Genomic DNA, 23,043 nt, shown 5'->3' with positions numbered 1-23,043 from the left:
GCCAGAAACATAGATTTATTATGGACAAGACTATTTTTTAAGAAAACTTCTTATATGGAAATTAAAAGGTTTATTAACTATATTAGTTGTGTAATTAAACATCCTAATAATGAAAAAGTTAGCCACTTTATTTCTTCTTTTATTTATGAACTCTTTTTGTTTTTCACAATATGATGCTTCACCAAAACAAATTGATAGCCTTATAAATATTTTAAACAACACACCGGAGACAACAGAAAGAACACCTGTATTAACTAATCTTTGGAGAGCCTATATACAAAGAGATAGTGATAAAGCCTTTGGATATGCTCAACAACTTATAGATTTAGGCAAAAAATTAAACGATGTGCCTACAACCTATACTGGTTACCAAAGAATGGCTATTGCATATTCTTATACCGACGACTTAGAAAACTCTAATAAATATTACAGAAAAGGCCTAAAATTAAGTACTGAACATAAAGAACATAGTTGCATTGCTGCAATGCACTTAAATTTATCTCTTAATCATGCAATTATCAACCGACATGATAGTACTTTATATCATGCAACTAAAGCTGAAAAACACTTTCTTATAGCCCACGATACTACAGGTTATGCCGGAGCACTTGAAAAGAAAGCTATTGTTTATAATGATTTAGGACAATTTAAATTAGCCCTAGAAAACAATTTAAAAGCCATGAGAATTTACGAGCAATATTCTGATGATAGAGCCATAAGAAGTACTATTAGCGCTATGAATGCCATTGGTTATAACTACTTAAAAATGAAGGACACTTTAATGGCAATTAATTACTATGAAAAAGCACTTAATAAATACAAAGAAAGAGATGATAAGCTTGGAGTTATCTTTGGGCTCACCCAATTAGGTGTTCTTAATCTTAGCAACAAAGCACATTACAATACCTCTAAAACAATGTTGTTAGAAGCCAAAGATCTTGCTATTAGTATGAAAAGCCCGGGCAGACTATCTATGGTGTATTACGGTTTAGGACTCTACTACAAAAAAGGAAAAATATATAAAGAAGCAAACAAATACTTCAACCAGTCTTTAAAGATATCAGATTCTCTACAAGAAACAGCTAGGGTTACCAATAATCAAATTCAAATGGCTGAAATTGCTTTTATAGAAAATAATTACAACAAAAGTATTAGGCTTTCAGAAAAAGCATTAGCCCTTGCAAAACAAAAAAACTTATTAGAAACACAGCTTAATACTTACAATTTACTCTTTAAAAATTATGAAAAATTAAACCAAACCAATAAAGCTTTTTCATACCATAAGCTTTACAAAAAAATAAACGATAGTATTTACAATATTGAAAACGGACAAAAACTATCTGAATTACAAACCATTTACGAAACCGAAAAAAAAGAGGCCGAAATTGCTTTTCAACAAAAAGAAATAGAAACCTTAAACCAAAAAATTGAAATTGGTAATCTTAAAAAAGGGCTTTACGCTGGCGGTATGTTTACATTTCTTGCTGTTTCTAGTTTGTTGTATTTTGGTTTTAAGCAACGTATAAAGAAAAATAAAATTGAGCGTAAAAAACAAGAAGAAATATACAAACAGGAAATTGCATTTAAAAAGAAAGAACTTGCTTCGCAAACACTACATTTAGTTCAAAAAAACACGTTTATACAAGAACTAAAAGAGAATTTAGAAAAGATAAAAAAATCTCCAGAATTATTTAAGGTTGAGTTCCGGCGTTTAGTAATGTTGCTAAAAAAAGAAAGTGCTGAAGATAAAGACTGGGAAATATTTAAAAGCTACTTTACCGAAGTGCACAATAATTTTGATAACAAACTAAAAGCCATTTATGCAGATATTACCGAAAAGGAAATTCGTTTAGCTTCCTTTTTACGTATGAACTTGTCTACAAAAGAAATTGCATCAATGCTTAACGTATTACCTGAAAGTGTTCTAAAAAGTAAATACCGACTTAAAAAGAAACTTAATTTAAACAAGGAAACCGACTTAGGTAGTTTTTTAAATGGTTTGTAAAAGGCGTATCTTTGTGACGTGAAAATCAACATACCAAAAAATAAAAAACTAATCCTTTTTGATGGTGTTTGTAACCTCTGTAACAGTTCTGTGCAGTATGTTATAAAACATGATAAAAATAACGTGTTTTTATTTGCGCCTTTACAAAGTAACATTGGGCAGGCACTTATTAAAAAGTATGATTTAGATACTAAGGTTATTGATTCTGTTTTACTATACTCTCCTGAGAATGGTATTGTTTATAAGTCATCGGCTGCATTAGCTATTGCTAAACATTTGGGTTTTCCTAGAAACTTACTGGCTGTTTTTTATATAATTCCGGCGTTTATTAGAAATATTGTTTATGATTTCATTGCTAAAAACCGCTATAAATGGTATGGTAAAAAGGAGGCTTGCATGATACCTACACCTGAGTTAAAAAGTAAGTTTTTAAGCTAACATCTGTTGATAACTTTTCTTTCAATACACATTGTAAATATTGGCTTTTCATTATTAAAATTTTAATTTCGTTTATCAGTAGATATAAATCATTGAAACGGATTTATATCTTAATCGATAAACGCAAATCAAAAATTCACTTCAAACTCTTTAAGGTAAAAACCCAATTAGTAACTACAATATAAAGTGTGGTGCAATATTTACTAATTAAACATAAAACTTAGTGAGCATCACTTTAAATTCCGTAAAATAAAATCTACCGTTTTATTGGTATTATTATTAACCGCGTAAGCATCGGTAATATGTTTTGCTGGTGTAGCTAAACCTAAATTTATAAGTGTTTGTATTTGATTTGCATACTCTAAAGTTACTTTACCTGTTAGCAACAAACTTAAATCTTTGCCTTGGTTATAGTAGTCATAAACTTTTTTTAAGCCTGTTAAATACAAATAATCTTTAGTAAAACCACCACCACGATGTACTCTAAGCGTTATAAAAAATGCCTTTTCTCTATTTAAATCATATTGATTATGCAATAGCCTAAAGGTTTTTGAAAACGAATACCCTTTGGCCAAACTATCAACAGCAATAACCCTGTAAGCCAACTCTTTTAAGCGTTTTATTGTAAGGTTATTGCTCATATATTCTGAAAAAACAGCTAATCCTTCTTGTGTTTCTTCATTATTTGGAAACCCATGCGAAAATATTTTTAGAGTATGCAATTGCGCATTCATGGTGGTTACCATATGTACGCCAATTTCATGATTAGTTAACACTGCTATTTCATTATCAGAATAGGTGTAATTACTATTTAAAACTAATGTTTGTACATTATTTAACACCATTGCAATGGCCGAAATTTTATTGGAGTGCGCTATTTTATAATCAAAATCATACCGTTTTGAATAGTCTCTAAAAAAAGATTCAGCAGCTTGTGCACTGTACTTTGGTTCAAACATACCCACATCACTAGGCTCATCTTCAAAATGTAAAATAAACTTTGCGTTTTCAACATCTTGCTCTGTAGGTGTGCCAAAACAGCGTAAACAATCGTAATAAAACTTTTTACCACTACCTATGTTTTCTATACACTGAATTAAACCTGAATATTGATAAATAATATCTTCATACAATTTTCTAATGGCATTATCTTCAATAGCTTCTATGTTATTTTCAAACAGTTTACGGTGCAGTTTATACCTATCAAAATTTATATTTGGATATTTAAAAACAGGATCTGTTAAATATTTAGAAGCAAAAAAACGTTGTTTCTCTTCTTCAATATTAACAGGATTAACAAAACTTAAAAGCTCTATTTGTTTTACTAACTTATCAATATTAGCATCAATAGTTATTAGCGCTTTGTTGTCTATATTGTTTTTAATATTCATAATGTGTTTTTTGAATAATTTACCGTATTATGAAGTTTTTACATTGTACTCACCCTCTAGCATTGTATAATATTAATACCGTGCTTTATAAATGTAGTTGGCGTGTTCTTTAATACGTGTTTTTAATTGAGTTTCAACAGCTGAAACAACCTCAGGATATATTATTTGGTTACTTTCACTGCAATATACTTTGGCTATTTCAGTGGCTAAAACCAACGTATTTTTAAAATGTTTGGTTATGTATTTTAAAAAATAGCCGTTACCAAAAAACGTATCGTTTATTTTAGCAGTTTGTGCTATGTTATTGGGTAATTTAATACCGGCTAGACTTTTGCGCCACATTTCAATAGCGTTACCAAAGCGTTCATTATCAAGGTTAGTTGTTCCTAAATTCCATGTGGGCACTTCCCTATCCCAACGTTCCCAATTATAACTATGCATATCATAAACCGTACAGAAACCAAAACTTTTTTCTAAAGTTTCAATAAGCGCGTGTACAACTTTATAAAAGTTTGCATGCTTATTTAAGCTTTGGGTTTTAGCCTCATTAGTTAATGGTGCTTTCCATAGCGCTTTACCCCAAGCTGTTGTAAATACAGCTTCTTCTGGCGGACGGTTTAAATCGTATTCAAACCGCGAATCGCAACCAGCTATAACAATTGGGTGGCTTTGTACCATGGTTTTTGTTTCGGGGTCTTCTTCATACCAACGTTCATAAGCAGTATGAAAACAATTACTCCAAAGTTCCTTTCTAAATTGATGTCCGTTATGTATAGCTGCACAAGCATATGGCACATAACTATCAATTTTTATAGTAAAACTATAATCTGAAGCCACTGCATGAAACGTTTTTTTATTGGCTATATTAGTAATTATATTTGCTATACTTAGTTTATCCATGCTTTAATATGTGGCGTAATTGGTTGTAAACCATTTGTTCCATGGGTTTAAAATCTCCATCGGCAAAAGCCATTAGTTTAATATCGGCAAATAAATCGGCTAAGTCGTTTCTAAAATAATCATGTGCTTTTACAGCTTCAATAATATTTTCAATGCTTTGGTAATCGTTATCTTTTTCAAAACGTTCATACACTAATTTGTATACATTGGTATCAACTCTATTTAAAATATAGGCTTTTTCTTTATTGCTTTCATTTAAATCAGAATGCGCAACATAAAGTAAAATATAGGCTATTAGTTGTTGTTTTGTCCATGTGCTAGGGCGTTCCATACTTGCTGGCACTAATGTGCCCCACTCTGTCCAAGAACCATCATAAACTGCTAAGTTTTTATATCCTGAAATTTCAGCACCTAAAGCCAATACACAAGCTGTTATGCCAGATCCGCATGAAAAAATTACAGGTTCGTTTTTACTTTTTATTACGTTTGAAAATGCTTTAGCTATAGTTTCTTCTTCTTTTAACGCTCCATTTTTCAACAAATTTGTAAATGGCAAATTAACAGAATTTGGAATGGTACCCGAACGTAAACCTTCTCTTGGTTCAGGGTCTTTTCCTGAAAATCTACCTGAAGAGCGTGCATCAATAATTGTATGTGTTTTGTTGTTTGATGCTTGTTTTACATCATTAAAAAACATCATACATTCAGATTGTAGATTGGCAATAAAATTACCTTTTTCGCCAGTATATAATTTAGCGTTTTCAGTTTGAAAATTATGTTTTAACCATGCCGGTAAACCACCATCTAAAACCGCTACATTATTGTAACCAAACGCTTTAAACAACCACCAAACACGGGCACTAGAATAGATGCCTTTATCATCATAAACTACTATAGCGCTATCATTATTAATACCTAAGTTTTGAGCCTCAGTTTGAAACTGTGTTTGCGATGGGAATGTACTTGGAAATGGCGCATTTACATTACTAAATGTTTCTTTAATATTAAAAAAACGTGCTTTAGGAATTTGCTGAGAATCTGCGTTAAATACTTTTGCAATTGTACCATCTAAAACCACTAAATTTGTAGCATTCAGGTTGTTTTTTAACCATGTAACTGATACAACTGGGTACAATAATGTTAAGTAATTACTCATAACAATTTATTATTCAATGAATGCTTTATAGGCTTCTGGTATAAAAATCCATTTATCATCAACTTTAAAAAAAGCATCTCTTTCCTTTATTAAATTTCCTTCGCTATCTATAAACTGAAGGCCGTAAACAGTTATATCATCATAAATAAACTCACTTAAAACATTATACTTTATAGGTACACCTGTCATGTGCCTCCAATCTACCAATTGCATTTTATTAGATGCAACAATGGCAACTTTATCTGATTTATTTTCTAACATCATCAGTTTTTTAGAAAACAAATCAACATTTTGCCATATTTTTTTTGAGTAATCATTTAATAACTCTATAAAAAAACTATCTCTAACTATTTTTTTTATGTCTTCTTTATTAGGTTCTAAAGTTTTTAAATAATAAAAATCATTATCAGTTTGTAGTTTAGTAACAATACTTAATAATTCTTGATTACTTGTTTGTGGTTTTTTACACGAACTTAACAATATACCAAAACAGGCAAAAACAAATACTATTCTTCTATTCATTTTATAAATTTTAAGCATCTTGAACTGCTTTACGCAAGCGTTGTCTTCTATCAAAAGCTTGAAGTTTATCAAGCACTTTCATTTCAAGAAAATCTACTACTTTTTCTTCAATTTTAGTTTTTAATTTATATACTTTATTTATGTATGTAATGCCTCCTGGCGACATAACATTGACTTCAACAAGCTTACCGCCAATAACATCAATACCCACAAAATAGAGTCCGTCATTTACTAACTTTGGCCCAATTTGTTTGCATAGCGCTTTTTCTTCTTTACTTAAGGTATGCCTTTGTACACTACCTCCTGCTGTTATATTTGATCTGTGATCTTCACTTCCAGGAACACGTTTCATAGCACCAATTGGCTCGCCATTTAAAAGTAAAATTCGTACATCGCCTTTATCTGCACCTTCAATATAATCTTGTAAAATAACGTAATTTTTAGTGCCATCTCTATTTGTAATATAAAAATCTAGCAATGAGTTTATGTTACTCATAGCCGATTTTTCAATAAGAATAACCCCTGAACCACCATAACCATTTAATGGTTTTAGTATCATTTTATCAGACTTAGATTCTTTTATCTGCCTAATCAAATAATTTTTACTTTTTGAAACATGTGTTGCAGGTATTATATTGCTGTGAGCATCACCAAAAGCTGCTGTATAAAGTTTATTATTTGCTTCGCGAAGTCCCTCTAAAGAATTCATTACAAATACATCATCTTTTACTGAATCTAGAAAATTAAGCATTAACGGATCTAGTGGCGGATTTGCTCTAAAAAATATAACATCAAAACCCGCTAGCGGTAACATTTCTTTTCGTAATTCAACCTTGTTGTAAAACGATTTTTGTGCTGCTGGTGTTTTTTCCATACGCTTAATAACCGAGCAATTTGCTGTTGTTACACTGTTTCGTATGGTTAAATCTGCTGGTACGCACATGGCTACACCATGATTACGTTTTACACATTCTTTAATTAATGCTAATGTTGAATCTTTTTCTGGGTCTATTTCTTCCCAAGGGTACATTAAAAAGCAAACATTCATGTTTGTTATGTTTTTAAGGGGTTTAATTTATTTATAGCTTAAAGTTAACTATTTTTTTTAGTTACTTAAAGCCTAAGTACTTTTTTAACCTGCTTTTAATAACACCGCAATTTTAAATGAATTAAGCTGATTTTTTTATAAAACCACAAAAAATTAGCATAACATATTATGAATACATCATGCTGTATGTATTAGTATAATTTACAACACTACACAATATTTAATGTGTATAAGAATATGTTAACCTGAAAAAGTAAGACCTATTGGGTGTGCATTTTATTTATTAAGTAGTAATCTGCTAAAACTAAAGCTGCCATAGCCTCTACAATAGGTACTGCACGTGGAACAACACAGGGATCATGACGTCCTTTTCCTTGCATTTCAACCGTTTTGCCATGTTTATCAATAGTTTCATATTTTTGAATTAATGTGGCTACTGGTTTAAAGGCTACATTAAAATAAATATCCATACCATTGCTTATACCGCCTTGTATACCACCTGAATAGTTTGTTTTTGTGCTTCCATCGTTATTAAAAGCATCATTATGCTCACTGCCATACATGGTGCTTCCGTGAAAACCACTACCGTATTCAAATCCTTTTACGGCGTTTATTGATAGCATAGCTTTACCTAATTCGGCATGTAATTTATCAAAAACAGGTTCGCCTAAACCAACTGGTACATTTTTAATAACACAGCTAACAATACCGCCTACGGTATCTCCTTTACTTCGCACCTCTTTTATGTAGCTTTCCATTTGTTTAGCCATTTCAGGGTCTGGGCAACGTACAATATTTTCTTCAGCGTTTGCTAAATTTAGCGCAGTGTGTGGCTTATTTAATTTCATGGTACCAACACCAGATACGTAGGCTGTTATTTCAATACCTTTAAGTAATTGTTTTGCTATGGCACCTGCTACTACTCTACAAGCGGTTTCGCGTGCAGAACTGCGTCCGCCACCACGGTAATCTCTAAAACCATATTTTTTATCGTACACATAATCGGCATGACTTGGCCTGTAACTATCTTTTATATGCGAATAGTCATGCGACTTTTGGTTGGTGTTTTCTATAACAAAACCAATGGGTGTTCCTGTAGTTTTACCTTCAAAAATACCAGAATGAAACTTAACAGTATCTGGTTCTTTGCGTTGTGTTACAATGGCAGATTGCCCTGGTTTGCGCCTATTTAATTCATGTTGAATTGCATCTAAATTTAACGTTACCCCAGATGGGCAACCATCAATTACACCACCTAATGCGGTACCGTGTGACTCTCCGTAAGTAGTTAAATTAAATAGTTTTCCAAAGGAATTTCCTGCCATAACTAAAATTTTTCGCTAATGTAAATGTTATATAACAGAAACAAAAATGAAATTACCTGAAACATACTATAAAAACTGAAAAAAAGCATAACAATTGCTTAACAATATTCTCATATATAAATAATTATAGGTTAATGATTACATAATAGTAAAAGTTGTTATTTGTATAAACCATTAACTCCCTCATATTGAAAGTAAAAAGAAAAATAGAAATTGCCGTAATATCAGATGTTCACTTAGGAACTTACGGATGCCACGCTAAACATTTACTTACTTACCTTAACAGCATTGAACCTAAAAAATTAATACTTAATGGTGATATTATTGATGTTTGGCAATTTAGCAAACGTTATTTCCCCAAATCACATTTAAAAGTGATTAAAAAAATAATGGACATGGCTTCTGATGGCGTTGAAATTTTCTACATTACTGGAAATCATGATGAAATGCTACGCAAATTTAGTGGTACAAGCATTGGTAATATTGCCATAGTTGATAAACTTGTTTTAAATTTAGATGGTAAAAAAGGGTGGTTTTTTCATGGCGATGTGTTTGATGTTTCAATACAACAAGCAAAATGGGTTGCAAAACTAGGTGGCTATGGGTATGATTTACTTATTCTAATAAACAGACTTGTTAATTGGTATTTAGAAAAACGTGGTAAAGAGCGTTATTCTTTCTCAAAAAAAATAAAAAATAGCGTTAAAAAAGCGGTTAAATTTATTAATGATTTTGAAACCGTAATATCTGATTTAGCCATTGAAAACGGTTACGATTATGTGGTTTGTGGCCACATACACCAGCCAAAAATGGAATACAAAGAAAACAAACATGGTAAAACCATGTACCTAAACTCTGGCGATTGGGTTGAAAACTTTACCGCCCTAGAATACCAATTTAAACGCTGGAAAATATACAACTACAATAAAGATAAATTAGCACCTTTTTACATTGATGAGTCTATGGAAGACCTTGAAGTAAAAGATTTAATTGCTGCCATTACCATTGTTGATAAACACGAAAAAAAGTAAAACACACCTCACACTCAAGAAACTAATAATCAGCATCTTATAAATTATGTTTCGTTTTTTAAAATAAAAGATACATGTAAAATTGTTTTTGGCTTTATTTTTGACAAAAATCTAAAAACGATACTTTAACGTATCTAGTATTAGAACATCAATTAAAACAAAAAACAATCTTTATGAAAAAACTTTTTATTACAACAGTTGCACTTTTAGCATTGGTATTTACTAGTAATGCTCAAAGCATATCAGAAAACGCATTAGGCTTACGCTTAGGTGATAGCGATGGCTTTGGGGCCGAAATTTCATACCAAAGAGCACTTGGTGATAACAACAGGTTAGAATTTGATTTAGGCTGGAGAGACGGAAATAATTATGATGGTTTTAAACTTGCCGGATTATACCAATGGGTTATGCCTTTAGATGGTAACTTTAACTGGTATGTTGGTGCTGGTGGTGGTATTGGCTCTTTCAGCATAGAAACACCTGGTAATGATGTTACTGACACCTTTATTTTTGCCGCTGGTGATATTGGTATTGAATATGATTTTGATATTCCGTTACAATTATCTTTAGATTTCAGACCCGAAATTGGCTTTGGAGATGATGTTTATGATAACAACGATTTAGATTTTGATATTGCACTTGGTATACGCTATCAATTCTAAAAAACACCAAAAATATTCAAAAGCGCCTAATTATGGCGCTTTTTTTATTGTATAATTTTTCCCGGTGAAATAATTTAAACTTCCAACTAAGCTTAAATACTTATATTTAAAGTTCAATTACACTAAATATTACACCATGAATCTTAAACACTTTTGTTATCTTTTAATGTTTTCACTTTTAATTATTAATTGTAAAAACAACACTAACAAGCAACCTGAAACATCACAAAAACCAAAACTAAAAGCATTAATTTTAGATGGCGAAAACAACCATGGTGTATGGCCTAAAACAACATTTATGATGAAAAGTTATTTAGAAGAAACAGGCCTTTTTGAAGTTGATATTAACAGAAAAGCATACACCTGGATTGGGCCACATTATAATGAAATTGAAGGCGTTACTGATATTAATGAGCTACTTACCTTATACCCCTTAAATGACGGTGTGAATAGAACACCCGTTGAAGAACCAAAAGAAGATCCTGATTTTAATCCAGATTTTGACAACTATGATTTGGTCATTAATAATTTAGGTTGGAAATCTTCAAATTGGCCAAAAACTACCAAAACAAATTTTGAAAACTACATGAAAAACGGTGGTGGTTTAGTAGTTGTTCACGCGGCCAATAACGCTTGGGGGCAATGGGATGAATACAACAAAATGATTGGTTTGGGCGCTTGGGGCGATAGAGATGCAAAAACGGGCCCGTATATTTTTTATAACAATGCTAATGAAGTTGAACACGACCCATCTGAGGGTATATGCGCTTCACATGGTGCTCAATATGAATTTCAAATTCAAACCAGAGCTGAAAATCATCCAATAATGAAAGGGTTACCTAAACTTTGGTTACACACAAAAGATGAACTTTATGATAGAATGCGTGGTCCTGGAAACAACATGACTATTTTAGCTACCGCTTATTCTGATGTTGAAAAAAATGCGCCGCCATGGAAAAAAGATGTAACCGGAACTGGCAGGCATGAACCTATGCTTATGGCTATTAACTATGGTAAAGGCAGAGTATTTCATTCTGCACTTGGGCATATGGACTACTCATTTGAATGTGCCGGTTTTATTACAACATTTCAACGTGGTGCAGAATGGGCTGCAACAGGTAATGTAACGCAAAAAATTCCTAAAGATTTTCCAACAGCTGATAGCATTAGCGTTAGAAAGTGGACACACAAACCTTAAACTCAATTTACGGTGAAACTAATTACAAATAAAAATGTTGGTATTGTTTTTAATAGCTATCCAGAACATGTAAAACCTAAAATGGATGCTTTAAGAGAATTTATAATTGATGTAGCAAAAAATATTGAAGAAATAGATACGCTTGAAGAAACCTTAAAATGGGGAGAACCTAGTTACATAACCAAACACGGAAGCACATTAAGAATAGATTGGAAAGCTAAAACACCCAACACATACCACATTTACTTTCAATGCAATAGTAAACTAGTAACCACATTTAGGTTGTTGTACAAAAACATGCTAAACTTTAATGGAAACAGAGCTATTGTTTTAAATTTAAATGACACACTGCCAAAAACCCTTTTAAAACCGTGTATTGTAGCAACGTTAACATATCATAAAGTTAAACACTTGCCATTTCTAGGTATTTAATAGTATCTTTATAAAAAAGAATATATTGCTGCATAAAATACCCAAAAACATAACAAGCGAAGTAAAAAAAGCGCTACTATATTTTCCTGAATTAGAAAACACACCTATTGAATTTAAATTCAAAAAAAACATAAAAAAATCTACCATGCAGGCTCAACCTAAATTGGGTAGTTTTTTTAAACCAAAACATAAAAGAAGCTATATTATTTTAATTAGTGAAACTTTTAAAATAGCCGATAAAACGTTTTTAACAAAACATATACCTTCTGATGTTTTTACAGGTTGGATTGGACATGAATTAGGGCATATAATGGATTACCAAACCCGTAGTAATTTCAATTTAATACAATTTGGTATTAAATACTTACTGTTTGAAAAGCACATAATTGAAGCTGAAAGAACTGCCGATACGTATGCTGTAAACCAAGGAATGGAGGCTTTTATTTTGAAAACAAAAAACTTTATTTTAAACCACGCTGATATTACTGAAAGTTATAAAAAACGCATAAAAAAATACTATTTATCTCCTGAAGAAATTATGGAATTGGTTAACAACCGCAACAACACATAAAAAATTAGTATTGTGCTTTTATAAACGTTTCCCAAGCCTTAAAAGTTTCTTCTCCCATAACGCGTTCCATTTTAACTTGTCCGCCTTTTTTCTTGTTTTTAGCGTTCCATTCATAAAACATATCAGGGCTTACCAATGTAACTTTTACGCCTTTTAATGCTTTACTTCTGGCTACTTTATAATTTTTGTTAGCTGTTTTTAAGGCATCATCTAAAGCTATAGCAACATCAGTTTCATTTAAATTTGTATTATCTGCTCCAATGTACCAAAAATGATAAAACTCATTATCTTCGGCACGTTTAGCACAAATGGTATATTCTGTAATTTTAGTAGAAAACGTGTTTTCTAAAGTTTTCATAGCTGCATCCATTTTATTAACAGATAATTGAGAGCCTACAGTGTTTAAAAAGAATTTTGTTCTGCCTGTAATTTTAATTTCAGCACGTTCAATATCAGTAAACTCAATGGTATCTCCTATCAAATAGCGCCATGCACCACTAACAGTGCTTATAATTAGCACATAATCTTGTTCTAATTCAACATTTTCTAAAGTAACAACTGGTGCATTTTGAGTTAAAGAACCATCTTGATTTATAAATTCTGGTTTAAACGGCACAAACTCAAAATAAATACCATGGTTGGTATTTAGTGACATAGCTGAGCTTTCAGGCCTTGTTTGGGTAGCTAAGTAGCCTTCGGAAGCCAAATAGGTATCAATAACCGTAACTGGTTTTCCCATTAAAGCGTGGAAACTCTTTTCATAAGGGCCAAAAGCTACACCGCCAGATGTATAAACTGTTAAGTTTGGCCAAATATCATGAATGGTATTTAAATTATGGTAGTCTATTACTTTTTGAAGCATTAACTCAATCCATGACGGAATACCACTTAATGCACCAATATCCCAATCTTTTGCACGCTTAGCTATTTGTAAAACACGTGTATCCCAATCATCAATTTTAGCAATGTTTTCACCGGGTTTATAGTAACCTTTAAACCAAAAAGGAATATTACTTGCACTTATACCACTAATTTCGCCTTCAAGAAAATCGTTATGCTCATTTAAATCGGTTGAGCTGCCTAACATCATAATTTCTTTTTCAAAAAAATCTGCTGGAAAGTCAAAGTTTTTTAAAGCTAAAACTTGTTTAATTCCTGATTTTCTAATGGCAGCTATCATAGCATCAGTTACAGGAATTCGTTTACTGGTTTTACCTGTTGTGCCAGAGCTTAAAGCAAAATACGTTAAATCTCCTGGCCATGTTACATTGATTTGGCCATCATGTAATTTATACCACCATGATTGGTACATGTTATGATAATCAAAATACGGAACTGCTTTTGAAAAGGCTTCTTCTATATTTTCTGAGGCTAAAATGGCCTCAAAATTATAATGTTTACCAAAAGCCGTATTTTTTGCTGTTGTTAAAAGTTCTTTTAATACATTTTTTTGAGATTCAACAGGATTTGTTTCCGAAGAAAACGTATCAGACAACTCAATAAAACCTTTAATTAAACTTCCTAAAACGGCCATGTATGTGTTTTTAAATTATTAAAGTACTAAACATTTACTTAAAGTATCTTGGTAAATAGCTTCGTATTGTGGTACTATTTTATGCAAATCGAATTTTAACGATTCTTTTCGGGCATTATCTTTAAATGTTTTCAATCGTTCATCGTCACTTAAAATATGAAGTGCATTTTTTGTCATATCATCAATATCTCCAACATCACTTAAAAACCCTGAATAACCATGTACATTTACTTCGGGTATGCCGCCGGTGTTACTTGAAATTACAGGAACCCCTGATGCCATAGCTTCAAGAGCTGCTAAGCCAAAACTTTCGGTTAATGATGGTAGTAAAAACAAATCACTAAAACATAATATTTTATCAATTTCATTACTTCTTCCAAAGAAAATAACCCTATCTAAAATACCTAAATCTGCACATTGCTTTTCAATATTTTCTTTTTCAGGACCTTCACCAATAAACATTAGTTTAGCAGGAATTTGTTTTTGAATATTATAAAACACGCTAATAACATCATGCGCACGCTTTACAGGGCGCAAATTACTTATATGAGTAATTATTTTCTCGTCTTCATTTGCCATAATATGACGTTGGCAATCTGTAAAACTGTGGTTATTATACTTTTCTAAATCAATAAAATTTGGTACTACATTAATTGTGCTTTTAATATCAAATAACCTTAAAGTATCATCTTTTAAACTTTGAGAAACGGCCGTTACAGCATCAGATTTGTTTATGCTAAAAGTAACTGCTGGTTTGTAAAACGGATGACTGCCAACCAGTGTAATATCTGTACCGTGTAGTGTTGTTACAATAGGCACATGGATACCTTCTTCCTTTAGCATTTTTTTTGCCATGTACGCAGCATAAGCATGCGGTATTGCATAGTGTACGTGTAAAATTTCAATATTATGAAGCTTTACCATATCTACCAATTTACTTGACAAAGCCAACTCATAAGGTTGATAATGAAATAATGGATACTCTGGTACAGTTACTTCATGATAATGCACGTTATTACTTATTAACTCTAGCCTAACGGGCTGATTGTATGTTATGAAGTGAATTTCATGCCCACGCTTAGAAAGTTCTAACCCTAACTCTGTTGCAACTACACCACTACCACCAAATGTTGGGTAACAAACTATGCCTATTTTCATTGGTTATATTTTAAGCTTTATTAATTTTCTTCAATAGCTTCATAAATAAAGCGTTGAATTTCTGTTCTTATATTTTCTCTTAGCAATAAATTTTTGCCTGCATTTGGGTATGTTCTATTTGCTAAAAACACATACACTAAATCGGCTTCTGGGTCAGCCCAAGCATAGGTGCCTGTAAAACCAGAATGCCCAAAACTTGTCATAGACACACAGCCACATGTTGGCCCTTCTTCATCTAGCTGTGGTTTATCAAAACCAACGCCGCGTCTGTTTTTATTTTCACAAAAATAACAGGTATTAAACTTATCTATTGTTTCTGGTTTAAAATAGCGCTTACCGCCATAAAAACCTTTTTGTAAAAACATTTGCATAATTTTAGCCACATCATTAGCATTACTAAAAATACCTGCATGCCCACCAACACCGTTTTGCATTGCAGCCCCCATATCATGTACAAAACCATGTACTTTTTGGTGACGGTAATAATCATCAATTTCAGTAGGTACAATTTTTTTGCTGCTTATTTTATAATACGGATTATAAAGCGTGTTGTTTGCTCCTAATGACTGATAAAAATGATCTTGTACTAACTCGTCTAAAGGTTTGTCGTAATGTGTTTCAATAAATTTCTTTAGAATGTAATAAGGAAAATCACTGTACCTATAACGTAGTCGGTCTAACAAATCTGAATCTTTAATTATTTTCTGAATAGAGTCTTGATAATCAGATCTTAAATATAGATTTTTAGTGACTTCAATATTAAACTGATCACTCTTTTCTGAACGGTAATATTTTTTACTTGGCTTTTTTGTTACACTATCTAAAGTATGATAATAAAAAGGCTCCCAAGGACGTAATCTTGCATAATGCGATAGCATTTGCTTTATTGTAATATTGGCTTTATTACTGGTTTTGTATGCAGGTAATATTTGAGACAACTTAGTATCTAAAGATACAATACCTTGTTCTTCTAACTCCATTAGTAATGGTAACGTGGCTAATATTTTTGTTAGTGAAGCTACGTCATATATAGCATCAAACGTTACTTTTTGTTTGCCTTCATAAGTATGCTTTCCGAAATTTTTATTGTAAACAACCTTGCCTTTTCTGGCTATTAATAATTGTATACCTGGTGTCATTTTACCATTAACGGCTAGGTTTGCTATAGAATCTACTTTTTTTAATTTTTCTGAACTCATGCCCACACGTTCTGGTACGGTATACCCTAAACGGCTTATTTGATTGTAATGAATTCCTTCATTTTCATTAAAATGCCCAACAGAAACTGGTAAATTTCCTTTAGCAGGTAATGCGCCAAATATTATTTGAGCCGATTTTTCTTGAGCTATTTTACTGTTTTGGTAACTAACAACTATACTTTCTATGTTTTCTATACTTTTTATGCTTGATAATGCATACGGACGCACAAAAACATCTAAAATTACATTGTGGTTTCTAGCTATTTCTTGTAACCAAACAATTTCTTGATTTGTAAATTTATAAGATTTCCATGGATTTGCGTTAGAACGATGCAAACCTATAACTACGGTATTGTAAGCCTTTAATTTATGTAATAAATCATCTAATTTATCAGATTTTATGTGATGTACTTTAGTGTATTTTTTAAGTTCATTATAAAAAACACTTCCATCATCATCACCCATTTGAACATATGCTATAGTTTTAGTTTCTAACTGCATTAAAGGCAATAAATTATCACTATTTTTTACAACTGTAACAGCGTTTTCAATTAGTTCTTCGTATAAGATATCATCTTTTTGTCTGTTTAAATCTTCAACTAAATTATGAATTCCAATGGGCTTATAATTGTTTAAACCAACTTTGTATTTTGCTTGAAGTATTTTTTTAACGGAATGTGCTAATCTATCTTCAGAAATTATTTTATTGTTGTAAGCATAAACAAATCTGTTAATGGCTTGCTCGGGGTTTTCAGACATTAACATAACATCATTGCCTGCTAAAAAGGCCATTAAATCAACCTCGCCACCTTTAGGCATTGTTTTAGGAGCAATACCATCAACGGCTTTTTCTGCAAAATCTGCAGCTCCTTTCATTGTTAAAGCATCAGTAAATATAAGGCCTTTAAAACCTAGCTTTTCTTTTAAAATATTAGTAACTATGTGTTTAGATAAAGACGAAGGATAATTTGTTCGAGGCTCTAAACTTGGTACGCTTAAATGGGCTACCATAACACTAGAAAGGCCTTCTTTTATAAGCTTTCTGTATGGGTAAAGTTCAATAGAATCTATGCGTTTTTCATCAAAATTAATACTTGGTAAGGTTTTATGAGAATCTGTTTCAGTATCACCATGACCAGGAAAATGTTTTGCATTTGCTAAAACGCCGGCACCTTGCATACCTTTCATAAAGGCTAATGCTTTTTCTGTTACGTTATCTCTATCTTCGCCAAAAGAACGATTTCCAATTATTGGATTGTTGGGGTTTGTATTAATATCTACAACAGGTGCAAAGTTAAAATGTACCCCTAACCTTTTGTTATGCTCGCCTATATGTTTACCTGCGCGTTCAACTAATTTAGTATCTTTAATGGCTCCCAAAGTCATATTCCAAGGAAATGCATACGTAGAATCTAAACGCATGCTTAAACCCCACTCTGCATCCATACCAATAAGTAAAGGTACTTTGGCCGCAAATTGTAATTCGTTATTAAGTTTTGCTTGCCTTACTGGGCCACCAGTTGAATAAATAATACCACCAATATGCGATTTTTGAATGAGTTGTACTACCTTATTTTTTTCAGCTAAACTTTGGTTAGACATTACTTGCACCATAAACAACTGCCCTACTTTTTCTTTTAAAGACATGCTGTTATAAATACTATCAACCCATTTTTTTTGGGCTTCGGCATCATTTGTTAATAATGGGTTTGGTGTATTTTGTGCATATAATGCACTGAAAATAAATAAGTAAAAACTATATAGAAAGATTTGACGCATACATGTATGTTTTGGCTTATTAGCTTTGTTTTATTTACACTAATAATCATGCCAAAATACTACTTTTAGCAACAAGATAAAAAGACTTTAAGATAGTTTTATAAATAAGAAATTAACCACGTTTTGGGTTACTCTATTAAATCGATATGCCTATCGTGGTAGCCTAAAAGATACAGCACACCATCTAAACCTATACTTGATATTGAGCTTTGTGCATTATCTTTTACTTTTGGTTTTGCATGAAACGCAATACCTAAACCAGCAAGGTTAAGCATTGGCAAATCATTAGCCCCATCACCTACTGCTATAGTTTGGCTAATATCAATACCTTCTTTTTCGGCAATTAGTTTTAAATATTCAGCTTTCTTTTCACCGTTTACAATTTCACCTAAATAATTACCTGTTAAAGCACCATTTTTAATTTCTAATTGGTTAGCATACACGTAATCTATACCCAATTCTTTTTGTAAGTAATGGCCAAAATATGTAAAACCACCAGATAAAATAGCAGTTTTAAACCCGTAGTTTTTAAGTGTATCAATTAAACGTCTGGCTCCTTTAGTTATTGGTAGGTTAACAGCAACATTTTGTAAAACATCTTCACTTAAACCCTCTAATAATTTCATGCGTCTTTTGAAACTTTCATTAAAATCAATTTCACCTTGCATTGCTGCTTCAGTAATGGCTTTAACTTGTTCACCAACACCTGCTAATTCTGCTAATTCATCAATAACTTCAGTTTGGATTAAGGTAGAATCCATATCAAAACACACTAAGCGTCTGTTTCTTCTAAATATATTATCTTCTTGAAATGCAATATCAACATCTAATTCTTGTGATATTTGCATGAATTTTTCAGTGAATTCAGCTTTGTTATCAATTCTTCCTCTAATTGATAATTGGATAGATGCGCGTGGATAATCGTCTTTTTTTACTAATGATAAACGCCCTGTTAGGCGCTTAATAGCATCAATATTTAGGTTTTTTTCAGAAATTATTTCTGTAACTCTAGATATTTGTTCTGCTTTTAGTTTTTCACCTAAAATAGTAACAATATACCTGTTTTTACCTTGTTGGTTTACCCAATCTTCATAATCTTCAAGTGAAATTGGTGTGAATTTACAGTTAATACCTAACTCATAGGCTTTAAAAAGTAAATCTTTTAATACGGCTGCCGATTTTTTTTTAGATTTCACTTCAAACATCATTCCTAAAGAAAGCGTATCATGTATGTTTGCTTGCCCAATATCTAACACTTTTGCATTGTATTGTGCTAATACGGCCGTTAATGCCGATGTTAAACCAGGTTTATCTTGTCCGGAAATATTTAGTAAAAAAATTTCTTTAGCCATAATTTAGTTGTTTCACTTTTACGGTTGTAAAAATGAATATTCTATTTGAAATATAAAAGTGATTTTATGCAGAATTAATTATTTGATAAATCTACTGTGCCAGCTTTCGCTTGCTGGAACTTCCCAGTTTTCTTCAAACTCTGCTTTATTTGCTACGAGATTATTAAAAACAATGGTGTTTTTAGATACGGCTTTGTCTTTAGCCATTTGTTTGAAATCTGTTAAAGATTTATAGGCAATGAATGCACCTTGTTTGTATGATACATTCATTTTATCCATTAAATCAACATTATATGTTTTTTCTAACTGTTGAATAAAATGTACCGAAGCATCAATAGAACAGCCTGTAGCTGCATTTAAATTTTGATTTAACCCCAGTATTATAAATCGTTTGTATTTAATTTGATAGCCCGCTTGCAAATCTGCACCATGCGCGGTCCAGTTTTCAATAAATGTATCTAGTTTTGATGAAATTTCAGCAATTTCGTCTTCAGTAAACGAACGGTTTGCTTGATATATCCAGACTCTTGAAGCTTCTGGTAATGTATTAAAATCTACTAACATTGTATGATTTGTGAATTTACATAAGTTATAATTCTTCAGAATTTGCTATAAGTTCAGCAATATCTAAAACACTTATTTCGGCTTCTTTTTCTTTTGCTTTTACACCATCGGTCATCATTGTATTACAATACGGGCAGCCCGTTGCAATGATATTTGGTTTGGTTTCAAGGGCATCTTCAGTTCTTAAAACATTAATGTCTTTATCTCCTTTTTCTGGTTCTTTAAACATTTGAGCTCCACCAGCACCACAACATAATGCGGTTTGTTTGTGGCGTTTCATTTCAATAATTTCGGCATTGGTGTTTTTTAGTACCTGTCTTGGTGCATCAAACTCATTGTTTGCTCTTCCTAAATAGCACGGATCATGAAATGTAATACGTTTGCCTTTGTATAAATTACCTTGAAGTGTTAAACGGCCCTCTTTTATTAATTGTTGTATAAATTGAGTATGATGTAATACATTATAATTACCGCCTAAACTTGGGTATTCATTTTTTAAACAGTTGTATGAATGCGGATCGCAGGTTACAATTTTTTTTACCTCATAAGCGTTTAATACTTCAATATTCATTAAGGCTTGCATTTGAAATAAAAATTCGTTTCCTGCACGTTTGGCAACATCACCTGTGTTACTTTCTTCAGTGCCTAATACTGCAAAATCTACATTTGCTTTATTAAGAATTTTTACAAATGCTTTTGTTATTTTTTTTGCTCTATCATCATAGCTTCCTGCAGAACCAACCCAAAATAAAATTTCTGGTTGTTTGCCTTCGGCCATAAATTCTGCCATTGTTTTAACTGTCATACTCAATGGTTTTAATTAGTTCTCTGTTTTCTTTTTACTTTCAAACATTAAATTTTGCTTATAAGTTTTGGCTGCTTCAAGTAAATCTGACGATAATACTTGATAAAACAACGGTGAATTAGCGTCATAATTAACAACAACCCATTCGTTTTTTGTGGCATCTTCTTTTAAGAAAATGGTTAATCTATCGCGCATTAAAACGTTCATACTATTACTTGAAGTAAACGTTACGTCCATACCTTGAGCTTTCATTATTGGAATCATCATTTTTTTTGATTCTTCGTCAAACTCTTGCTTTTTAAAGGTCATATTCATAGCCATATCATAGGTTACAAACGCATATTCTAAATTATTATTTTTGCCTTTAAACACTTCAGATATTTTATAAGAAGGCGTTTCTTTTGGTAATTCAACTGAAAACTCATCATTACCTTCAAACGTACTTTTTATAATGGGTAGCATTTGTTCTTTTGGTACTAAATCAAACACTTTAGGATGTGTCATATTTAGTAAAGATTCAAAATCTTTATTTAAAACATCGGCAAACATTTTATCTACCATTGCTTTAACTTCAGCTTGTTGTGCGTGTATTGATAATGGCAAAAATGCTATTAAAAATGCTAGTGCTTTAAAAAAGGTTTTCATGTATTTTGGGGTTAGTTAATTATTCGTCTTTCCAATTTAATCTGTCCATTTGGTTATATGGCCATGGTGCACCATTGTTTTCAATATTAGTCATCATATTATTTAATTCAACGGGTGCTGCACTTTGTTCCATTACTAAATAACGACGCATTTCTAGAATAATAGACAACGGATTGATGCTTACTGGACATTCTTCTACACAGGCATTACAAGTGGTACATGCCCAAAGTTCTTCATTTGTAATATAATCACCTAAAAGCTGTTTACCATCATCTTTAAATTCGCCATTATTGGCATCAATGTTTTTACCAACCTCTTCAAGACGGTCTCTGGTGTCCATCATAATTTTTCTTGGCGACAGTTTTTTACCTGTTAAGTTTGCAGGACAAGCCGATGTACACCTACCACACTCTGTACATGTGTAAGCACTTAAAAGCTGTACCCAGTTTAAATCTTGTACATCACTTGCACCAAATTTTGCGGGCATTGCTGCTTCAGCACCTTCTGGTGGGGCAGCAAAAGGGTCTGCGTTAGGGTCCATCATCATTTTAACCTCTTTGGTAACAGACTCTAAATTATTAAACGCACCTTTAGGTTTTAAACTACCGTAATATGTGTTTGGAAATGCTAATATTATATGAAGGTGTTTTGAAAAATATAAATAGTTTAAAAATATTAAAATACCTGCTATATGTAACCACCAAGCAGCTCTTTCTATAATATGTAACGTGCTTTCTGGCATACCACTAAATAATGGTGCAATAAATTGGCTAATTACATTACCATTATTCATGTTTTGAAATGAAACATCAGTAGCATTCATAACTAAAAACAGCGTCATTAACACCATTTCAAAATAAAGAATAAAGTTACCGTCATTTTTTGGCCATGTGGTCATTTCACTTTTCCAAAAACGGCTAAGTTTCATTACGTTTCGTCTTATCCAAAAAATAACTACAGCTACAAATACTAAAAACGCTAAAATTTCAAAAATGCCAATTAATACGCCATAAATAGGGCCAATGCCCGAAAAAGCTCTATGTGTGCCAAAAAGCCCATCAATTATAATTTCTAAAACTTCAATATTTATAATTATAAAGCCAACATATACTATAATGTGTAAAATACCAGCAATGGGGCGTTTTACCATTTTACTTTGCCCTAAGGCAATCATTGCCATGTTTTTGAAGCGTTCCTTTTTATTATTTGAAACGTCAACATCTTGACCAAGCTTTATATTTCTTATTAGCTTTTTTACGTTTTTTGCAAAATATCCTATAGCTACAGTTAGCAGGATAGCAAAAATGATATTTGGTAGGTATTGCATA

The 23,043-nt window shown here is 31.9% G+C and carries 21 protein-coding genes; 7 read left to right on the top strand and 14 right to left on the bottom strand.

All coding sequences use genetic code 11. The features are described from left to right. The first annotated feature begins 109 nt into the window (after positions 1–109). Together FUA26_RS00990 and FUA26_RS00985 are read left to right on the top strand one after the other, a co-directional pair. Complete coding sequence (locus FUA26_RS00990) at positions 110–2,005, top strand: tetratricopeptide repeat protein (RefSeq protein WP_147130574.1); 1,896 nt, start codon at positions 110–112, stop codon at positions 2,003–2,005. An 18-nt stretch (positions 2,006–2,023) separates the two neighbouring features. Further along, the gene (locus FUA26_RS00985) at positions 2,024–2,443 is read left to right on the top strand and encodes a thiol-disulfide oxidoreductase DCC family protein (protein WP_147130572.1); all 420 of its coding nucleotides are present in this window, start codon (positions 2,024–2,026) and stop codon (positions 2,441–2,443) included. Positions 2,444–2,673: 230 nt separating this feature from the next. Here FUA26_RS00985 and FUA26_RS00980 read toward each other — a convergent pair whose 3' ends face one another. The 6 genes from FUA26_RS00980 to aroC form a co-directional block, all read right to left on the bottom strand. After that, a complete protein-coding gene (locus FUA26_RS00980; protein WP_147130570.1) occupies positions 2,674–3,834 on the bottom strand; it encodes a flavohemoglobin expression-modulating QEGLA motif protein in 1,161 nt (386 codons plus the stop codon). Positions 3,835–3,906: 72 nt separating this feature from the next. Next, complete coding sequence (locus FUA26_RS00975) at positions 3,907–4,734, bottom strand: N-formylglutamate amidohydrolase (protein WP_147130567.1); 828 nt, start codon at positions 4,732–4,734, stop codon at positions 3,907–3,909. Beyond that, positions 4,727–5,890, bottom strand: a complete 1,164-nt coding sequence (locus tag FUA26_RS00970; protein WP_147130565.1) for a rhodanese-like domain-containing protein — start codon at positions 5,888–5,890, stop codon at positions 4,727–4,729. The genes FUA26_RS00975 and FUA26_RS00970 overlap by 8 nt, the downstream gene beginning before the upstream one ends. Before the next feature lie 9 nt (positions 5,891–5,899). Next, positions 5,900–6,412, bottom strand: a complete 513-nt coding sequence (locus FUA26_RS00965; protein ID WP_147130563.1) for a hypothetical protein — start codon at positions 6,410–6,412, stop codon at positions 5,900–5,902. Positions 6,413–6,422: 10 nt separating this feature from the next. After that, positions 6,423–7,460 (bottom strand): glutathione synthase, encoded by a 1,038-nt coding sequence (gene gshB, locus FUA26_RS00960; protein ID WP_147130561.1) that lies wholly within the window; start codon positions 7,458–7,460, stop codon positions 6,423–6,425. Positions 7,461–7,720: 260 nt separating this feature from the next. Beyond that, a complete protein-coding gene (gene aroC / locus FUA26_RS00955) occupies positions 7,721–8,785 on the bottom strand; it encodes a chorismate synthase (protein ID WP_147130560.1) in 1,065 nt (354 codons plus the stop codon). 188 nt (positions 8,786–8,973) lie between these two features. On the opposite strand from aroC, the gene FUA26_RS00950 reads away from it, so the two are divergent. The 5 genes from FUA26_RS00950 to FUA26_RS00930 all read left to right on the top strand — a co-directional run bounded on the left by FUA26_RS00950 (position 8,974) and on the right by FUA26_RS00930 (position 12,679). Beyond that, a complete protein-coding gene (locus FUA26_RS00950) occupies positions 8,974–9,816 on the top strand; it encodes a UDP-2,3-diacylglucosamine diphosphatase (protein WP_147130558.1) in 843 nt (280 codons plus the stop codon). Between the two features lie 173 nt (positions 9,817–9,989). Continuing rightward, complete coding sequence (locus FUA26_RS00945; RefSeq protein WP_147130556.1) at positions 9,990–10,478, top strand: porin family protein; 489 nt, start codon at positions 9,990–9,992, stop codon at positions 10,476–10,478. A gap of 166 nt (positions 10,479–10,644) precedes the next feature. Continuing rightward, positions 10,645–11,676 (top strand): ThuA domain-containing protein, encoded by a 1,032-nt coding sequence (locus FUA26_RS00940; protein WP_147130789.1) that lies wholly within the window; start codon positions 10,645–10,647, stop codon positions 11,674–11,676. Positions 11,677–11,688: 12 nt separating this feature from the next. Then, positions 11,689–12,108: a DUF1801 domain-containing protein gene (locus FUA26_RS00935; protein WP_147130555.1), complete on the top strand. Its 420-nt coding sequence runs from the start codon at positions 11,689–11,691 to the stop codon at positions 12,106–12,108. Between the two features lie 25 nt (positions 12,109–12,133). Continuing rightward, positions 12,134–12,679 (top strand): hypothetical protein, encoded by a 546-nt coding sequence (locus tag FUA26_RS00930; protein WP_246109044.1) that lies wholly within the window; start codon positions 12,134–12,136, stop codon positions 12,677–12,679. Between the two features lie 4 nt (positions 12,680–12,683). Here the strand turns inward: FUA26_RS00930 and FUA26_RS00925 are convergent, their stop codons facing one another. The 8 genes from FUA26_RS00925 to FUA26_RS00890 form a co-directional block, all read right to left on the bottom strand. Then, positions 12,684–14,213, bottom strand: coding sequence for a GH3 family domain-containing protein (locus FUA26_RS00925; protein ID WP_147130551.1), 1,530 nt, complete (start codon positions 14,211–14,213; stop codon positions 12,684–12,686). 18 nt (positions 14,214–14,231) lie between these two features. Beyond that, on the bottom strand, positions 14,232–15,371 hold the full coding sequence (gene bshA, locus FUA26_RS00920; protein WP_147130549.1) for an N-acetyl-alpha-D-glucosaminyl L-malate synthase BshA: 1,140 nt from the start codon (positions 15,369–15,371) through the stop codon (positions 14,232–14,234). Positions 15,372–15,391: 20 nt separating this feature from the next. Next, positions 15,392–18,349, bottom strand: coding sequence for a glycoside hydrolase family 3 N-terminal domain-containing protein (locus tag FUA26_RS00915; RefSeq protein WP_147130547.1), 2,958 nt, complete (start codon positions 18,347–18,349; stop codon positions 15,392–15,394). A 128-nt stretch (positions 18,350–18,477) separates the two neighbouring features. Next, positions 18,478–19,701 (bottom strand): phosphoserine phosphatase SerB, encoded by a 1,224-nt coding sequence (gene serB / locus FUA26_RS00910; protein WP_147130545.1) that lies wholly within the window; start codon positions 19,699–19,701, stop codon positions 18,478–18,480. Between the two features lie 78 nt (positions 19,702–19,779). After that, complete coding sequence (locus FUA26_RS00905) at positions 19,780–20,265, bottom strand: ABC transporter ATPase (RefSeq protein WP_147130544.1); 486 nt, start codon at positions 20,263–20,265, stop codon at positions 19,780–19,782. Between the two features lie 25 nt (positions 20,266–20,290). Next, positions 20,291–21,070: a (Fe-S)-binding protein gene (locus FUA26_RS00900; protein WP_147130542.1), complete on the bottom strand. Its 780-nt coding sequence runs from the start codon at positions 21,068–21,070 to the stop codon at positions 20,291–20,293. 15 nt (positions 21,071–21,085) lie between these two features. Further along, entirely contained in the window at positions 21,086–21,715 is a 630-nt protein-coding gene (locus FUA26_RS00895; RefSeq protein ID WP_147130540.1) for a hypothetical protein, read from the bottom strand. A gap of 19 nt (positions 21,716–21,734) precedes the next feature. Next, positions 21,735–23,042 carry a (Fe-S)-binding protein gene (locus FUA26_RS00890; protein WP_147130538.1) on the bottom strand — a complete coding sequence of 436 codons (1,308 nt, stop codon included), beginning with the start codon at positions 23,040–23,042 and terminating at the stop codon, positions 21,735–21,737. Position 23,043 lies beyond the last annotated feature (1 nt).

Origin of the sequence: Seonamhaeicola algicola (assembly GCF_007997385.1) — a bacterium.
Taxonomy (GTDB): Bacteria; Bacteroidota; Bacteroidia; order Flavobacteriales; family Flavobacteriaceae; genus Seonamhaeicola; species Seonamhaeicola algicola.
The sequence above is the reverse complement of the archived record's forward strand: the minus strand, read 5'-3'. Positions and strand labels throughout refer to the sequence as shown.

Bases quoted from the DNA above. Each gene is read 5' to 3' on its own strand.
- FUA26_RS00990 (WP_147130574.1), top strand. From the start codon at position 110: ATGAAAAAGTTAGCCACTTTATTTCTTCTTTTATTTATGAACTCTTTT.
- FUA26_RS00980 (WP_147130570.1), bottom strand. From the start codon at position 3,834: ATGAATATTAAAAACAATATAGACAACAAAGCGCTAATAACTATTGAT.
- FUA26_RS00975 (WP_147130567.1), bottom strand. From the start codon at position 4,734: ATGGATAAACTAAGTATAGCAAATATAATTACTAATATAGCCAATAAA.
- FUA26_RS00970 (WP_147130565.1), bottom strand. From the start codon at position 5,890: ATGAGTAATTACTTAACATTATTGTACCCAGTTGTATCAGTTACATGG.
- FUA26_RS00965 (WP_147130563.1), bottom strand. From the start codon at position 6,412: ATGAATAGAAGAATAGTATTTGTTTTTGCCTGTTTTGGTATATTGTTA.
- gshB (WP_147130561.1), bottom strand. From the start codon at position 7,460: ATGAATGTTTGCTTTTTAATGTACCCTTGGGAAGAAATAGACCCAGAA.
- aroC (WP_147130560.1), bottom strand. From the start codon at position 8,785: ATGGCAGGAAATTCCTTTGGAAAACTATTTAATTTAACTACTTACGGA.
- FUA26_RS00945 (WP_147130556.1), top strand. From the start codon at position 9,990: ATGAAAAAACTTTTTATTACAACAGTTGCACTTTTAGCATTGGTATTT.
- FUA26_RS00940 (WP_147130789.1), top strand. From the start codon at position 10,645: ATGTTTTCACTTTTAATTATTAATTGTAAAAACAACACTAACAAGCAA.
- FUA26_RS00925 (WP_147130551.1), bottom strand. From the start codon at position 14,213: ATGGCCGTTTTAGGAAGTTTAATTAAAGGTTTTATTGAGTTGTCTGAT.
- bshA (WP_147130549.1), bottom strand. From the start codon at position 15,371: ATGAAAATAGGCATAGTTTGTTACCCAACATTTGGTGGTAGTGGTGTA.
- FUA26_RS00915 (WP_147130547.1), bottom strand. From the start codon at position 18,349: ATGCGTCAAATCTTTCTATATAGTTTTTACTTATTTATTTTCAGTGCA.
- serB (WP_147130545.1), bottom strand. From the start codon at position 19,701: ATGGCTAAAGAAATTTTTTTACTAAATATTTCCGGACAAGATAAACCT.
- FUA26_RS00905 (WP_147130544.1), bottom strand. From the start codon at position 20,265: ATGTTAGTAGATTTTAATACATTACCAGAAGCTTCAAGAGTCTGGATA.
- FUA26_RS00900 (WP_147130542.1), bottom strand. From the start codon at position 21,070: ATGACAGTTAAAACAATGGCAGAATTTATGGCCGAAGGCAAACAACCA.
- FUA26_RS00895 (WP_147130540.1), bottom strand. From the start codon at position 21,715: ATGAAAACCTTTTTTAAAGCACTAGCATTTTTAATAGCATTTTTGCCA.
- FUA26_RS00890 (WP_147130538.1), bottom strand. From the start codon at position 23,042: ATGCAATACCTACCAAATATCATTTTTGCTATCCTGCTAACTGTAGCT.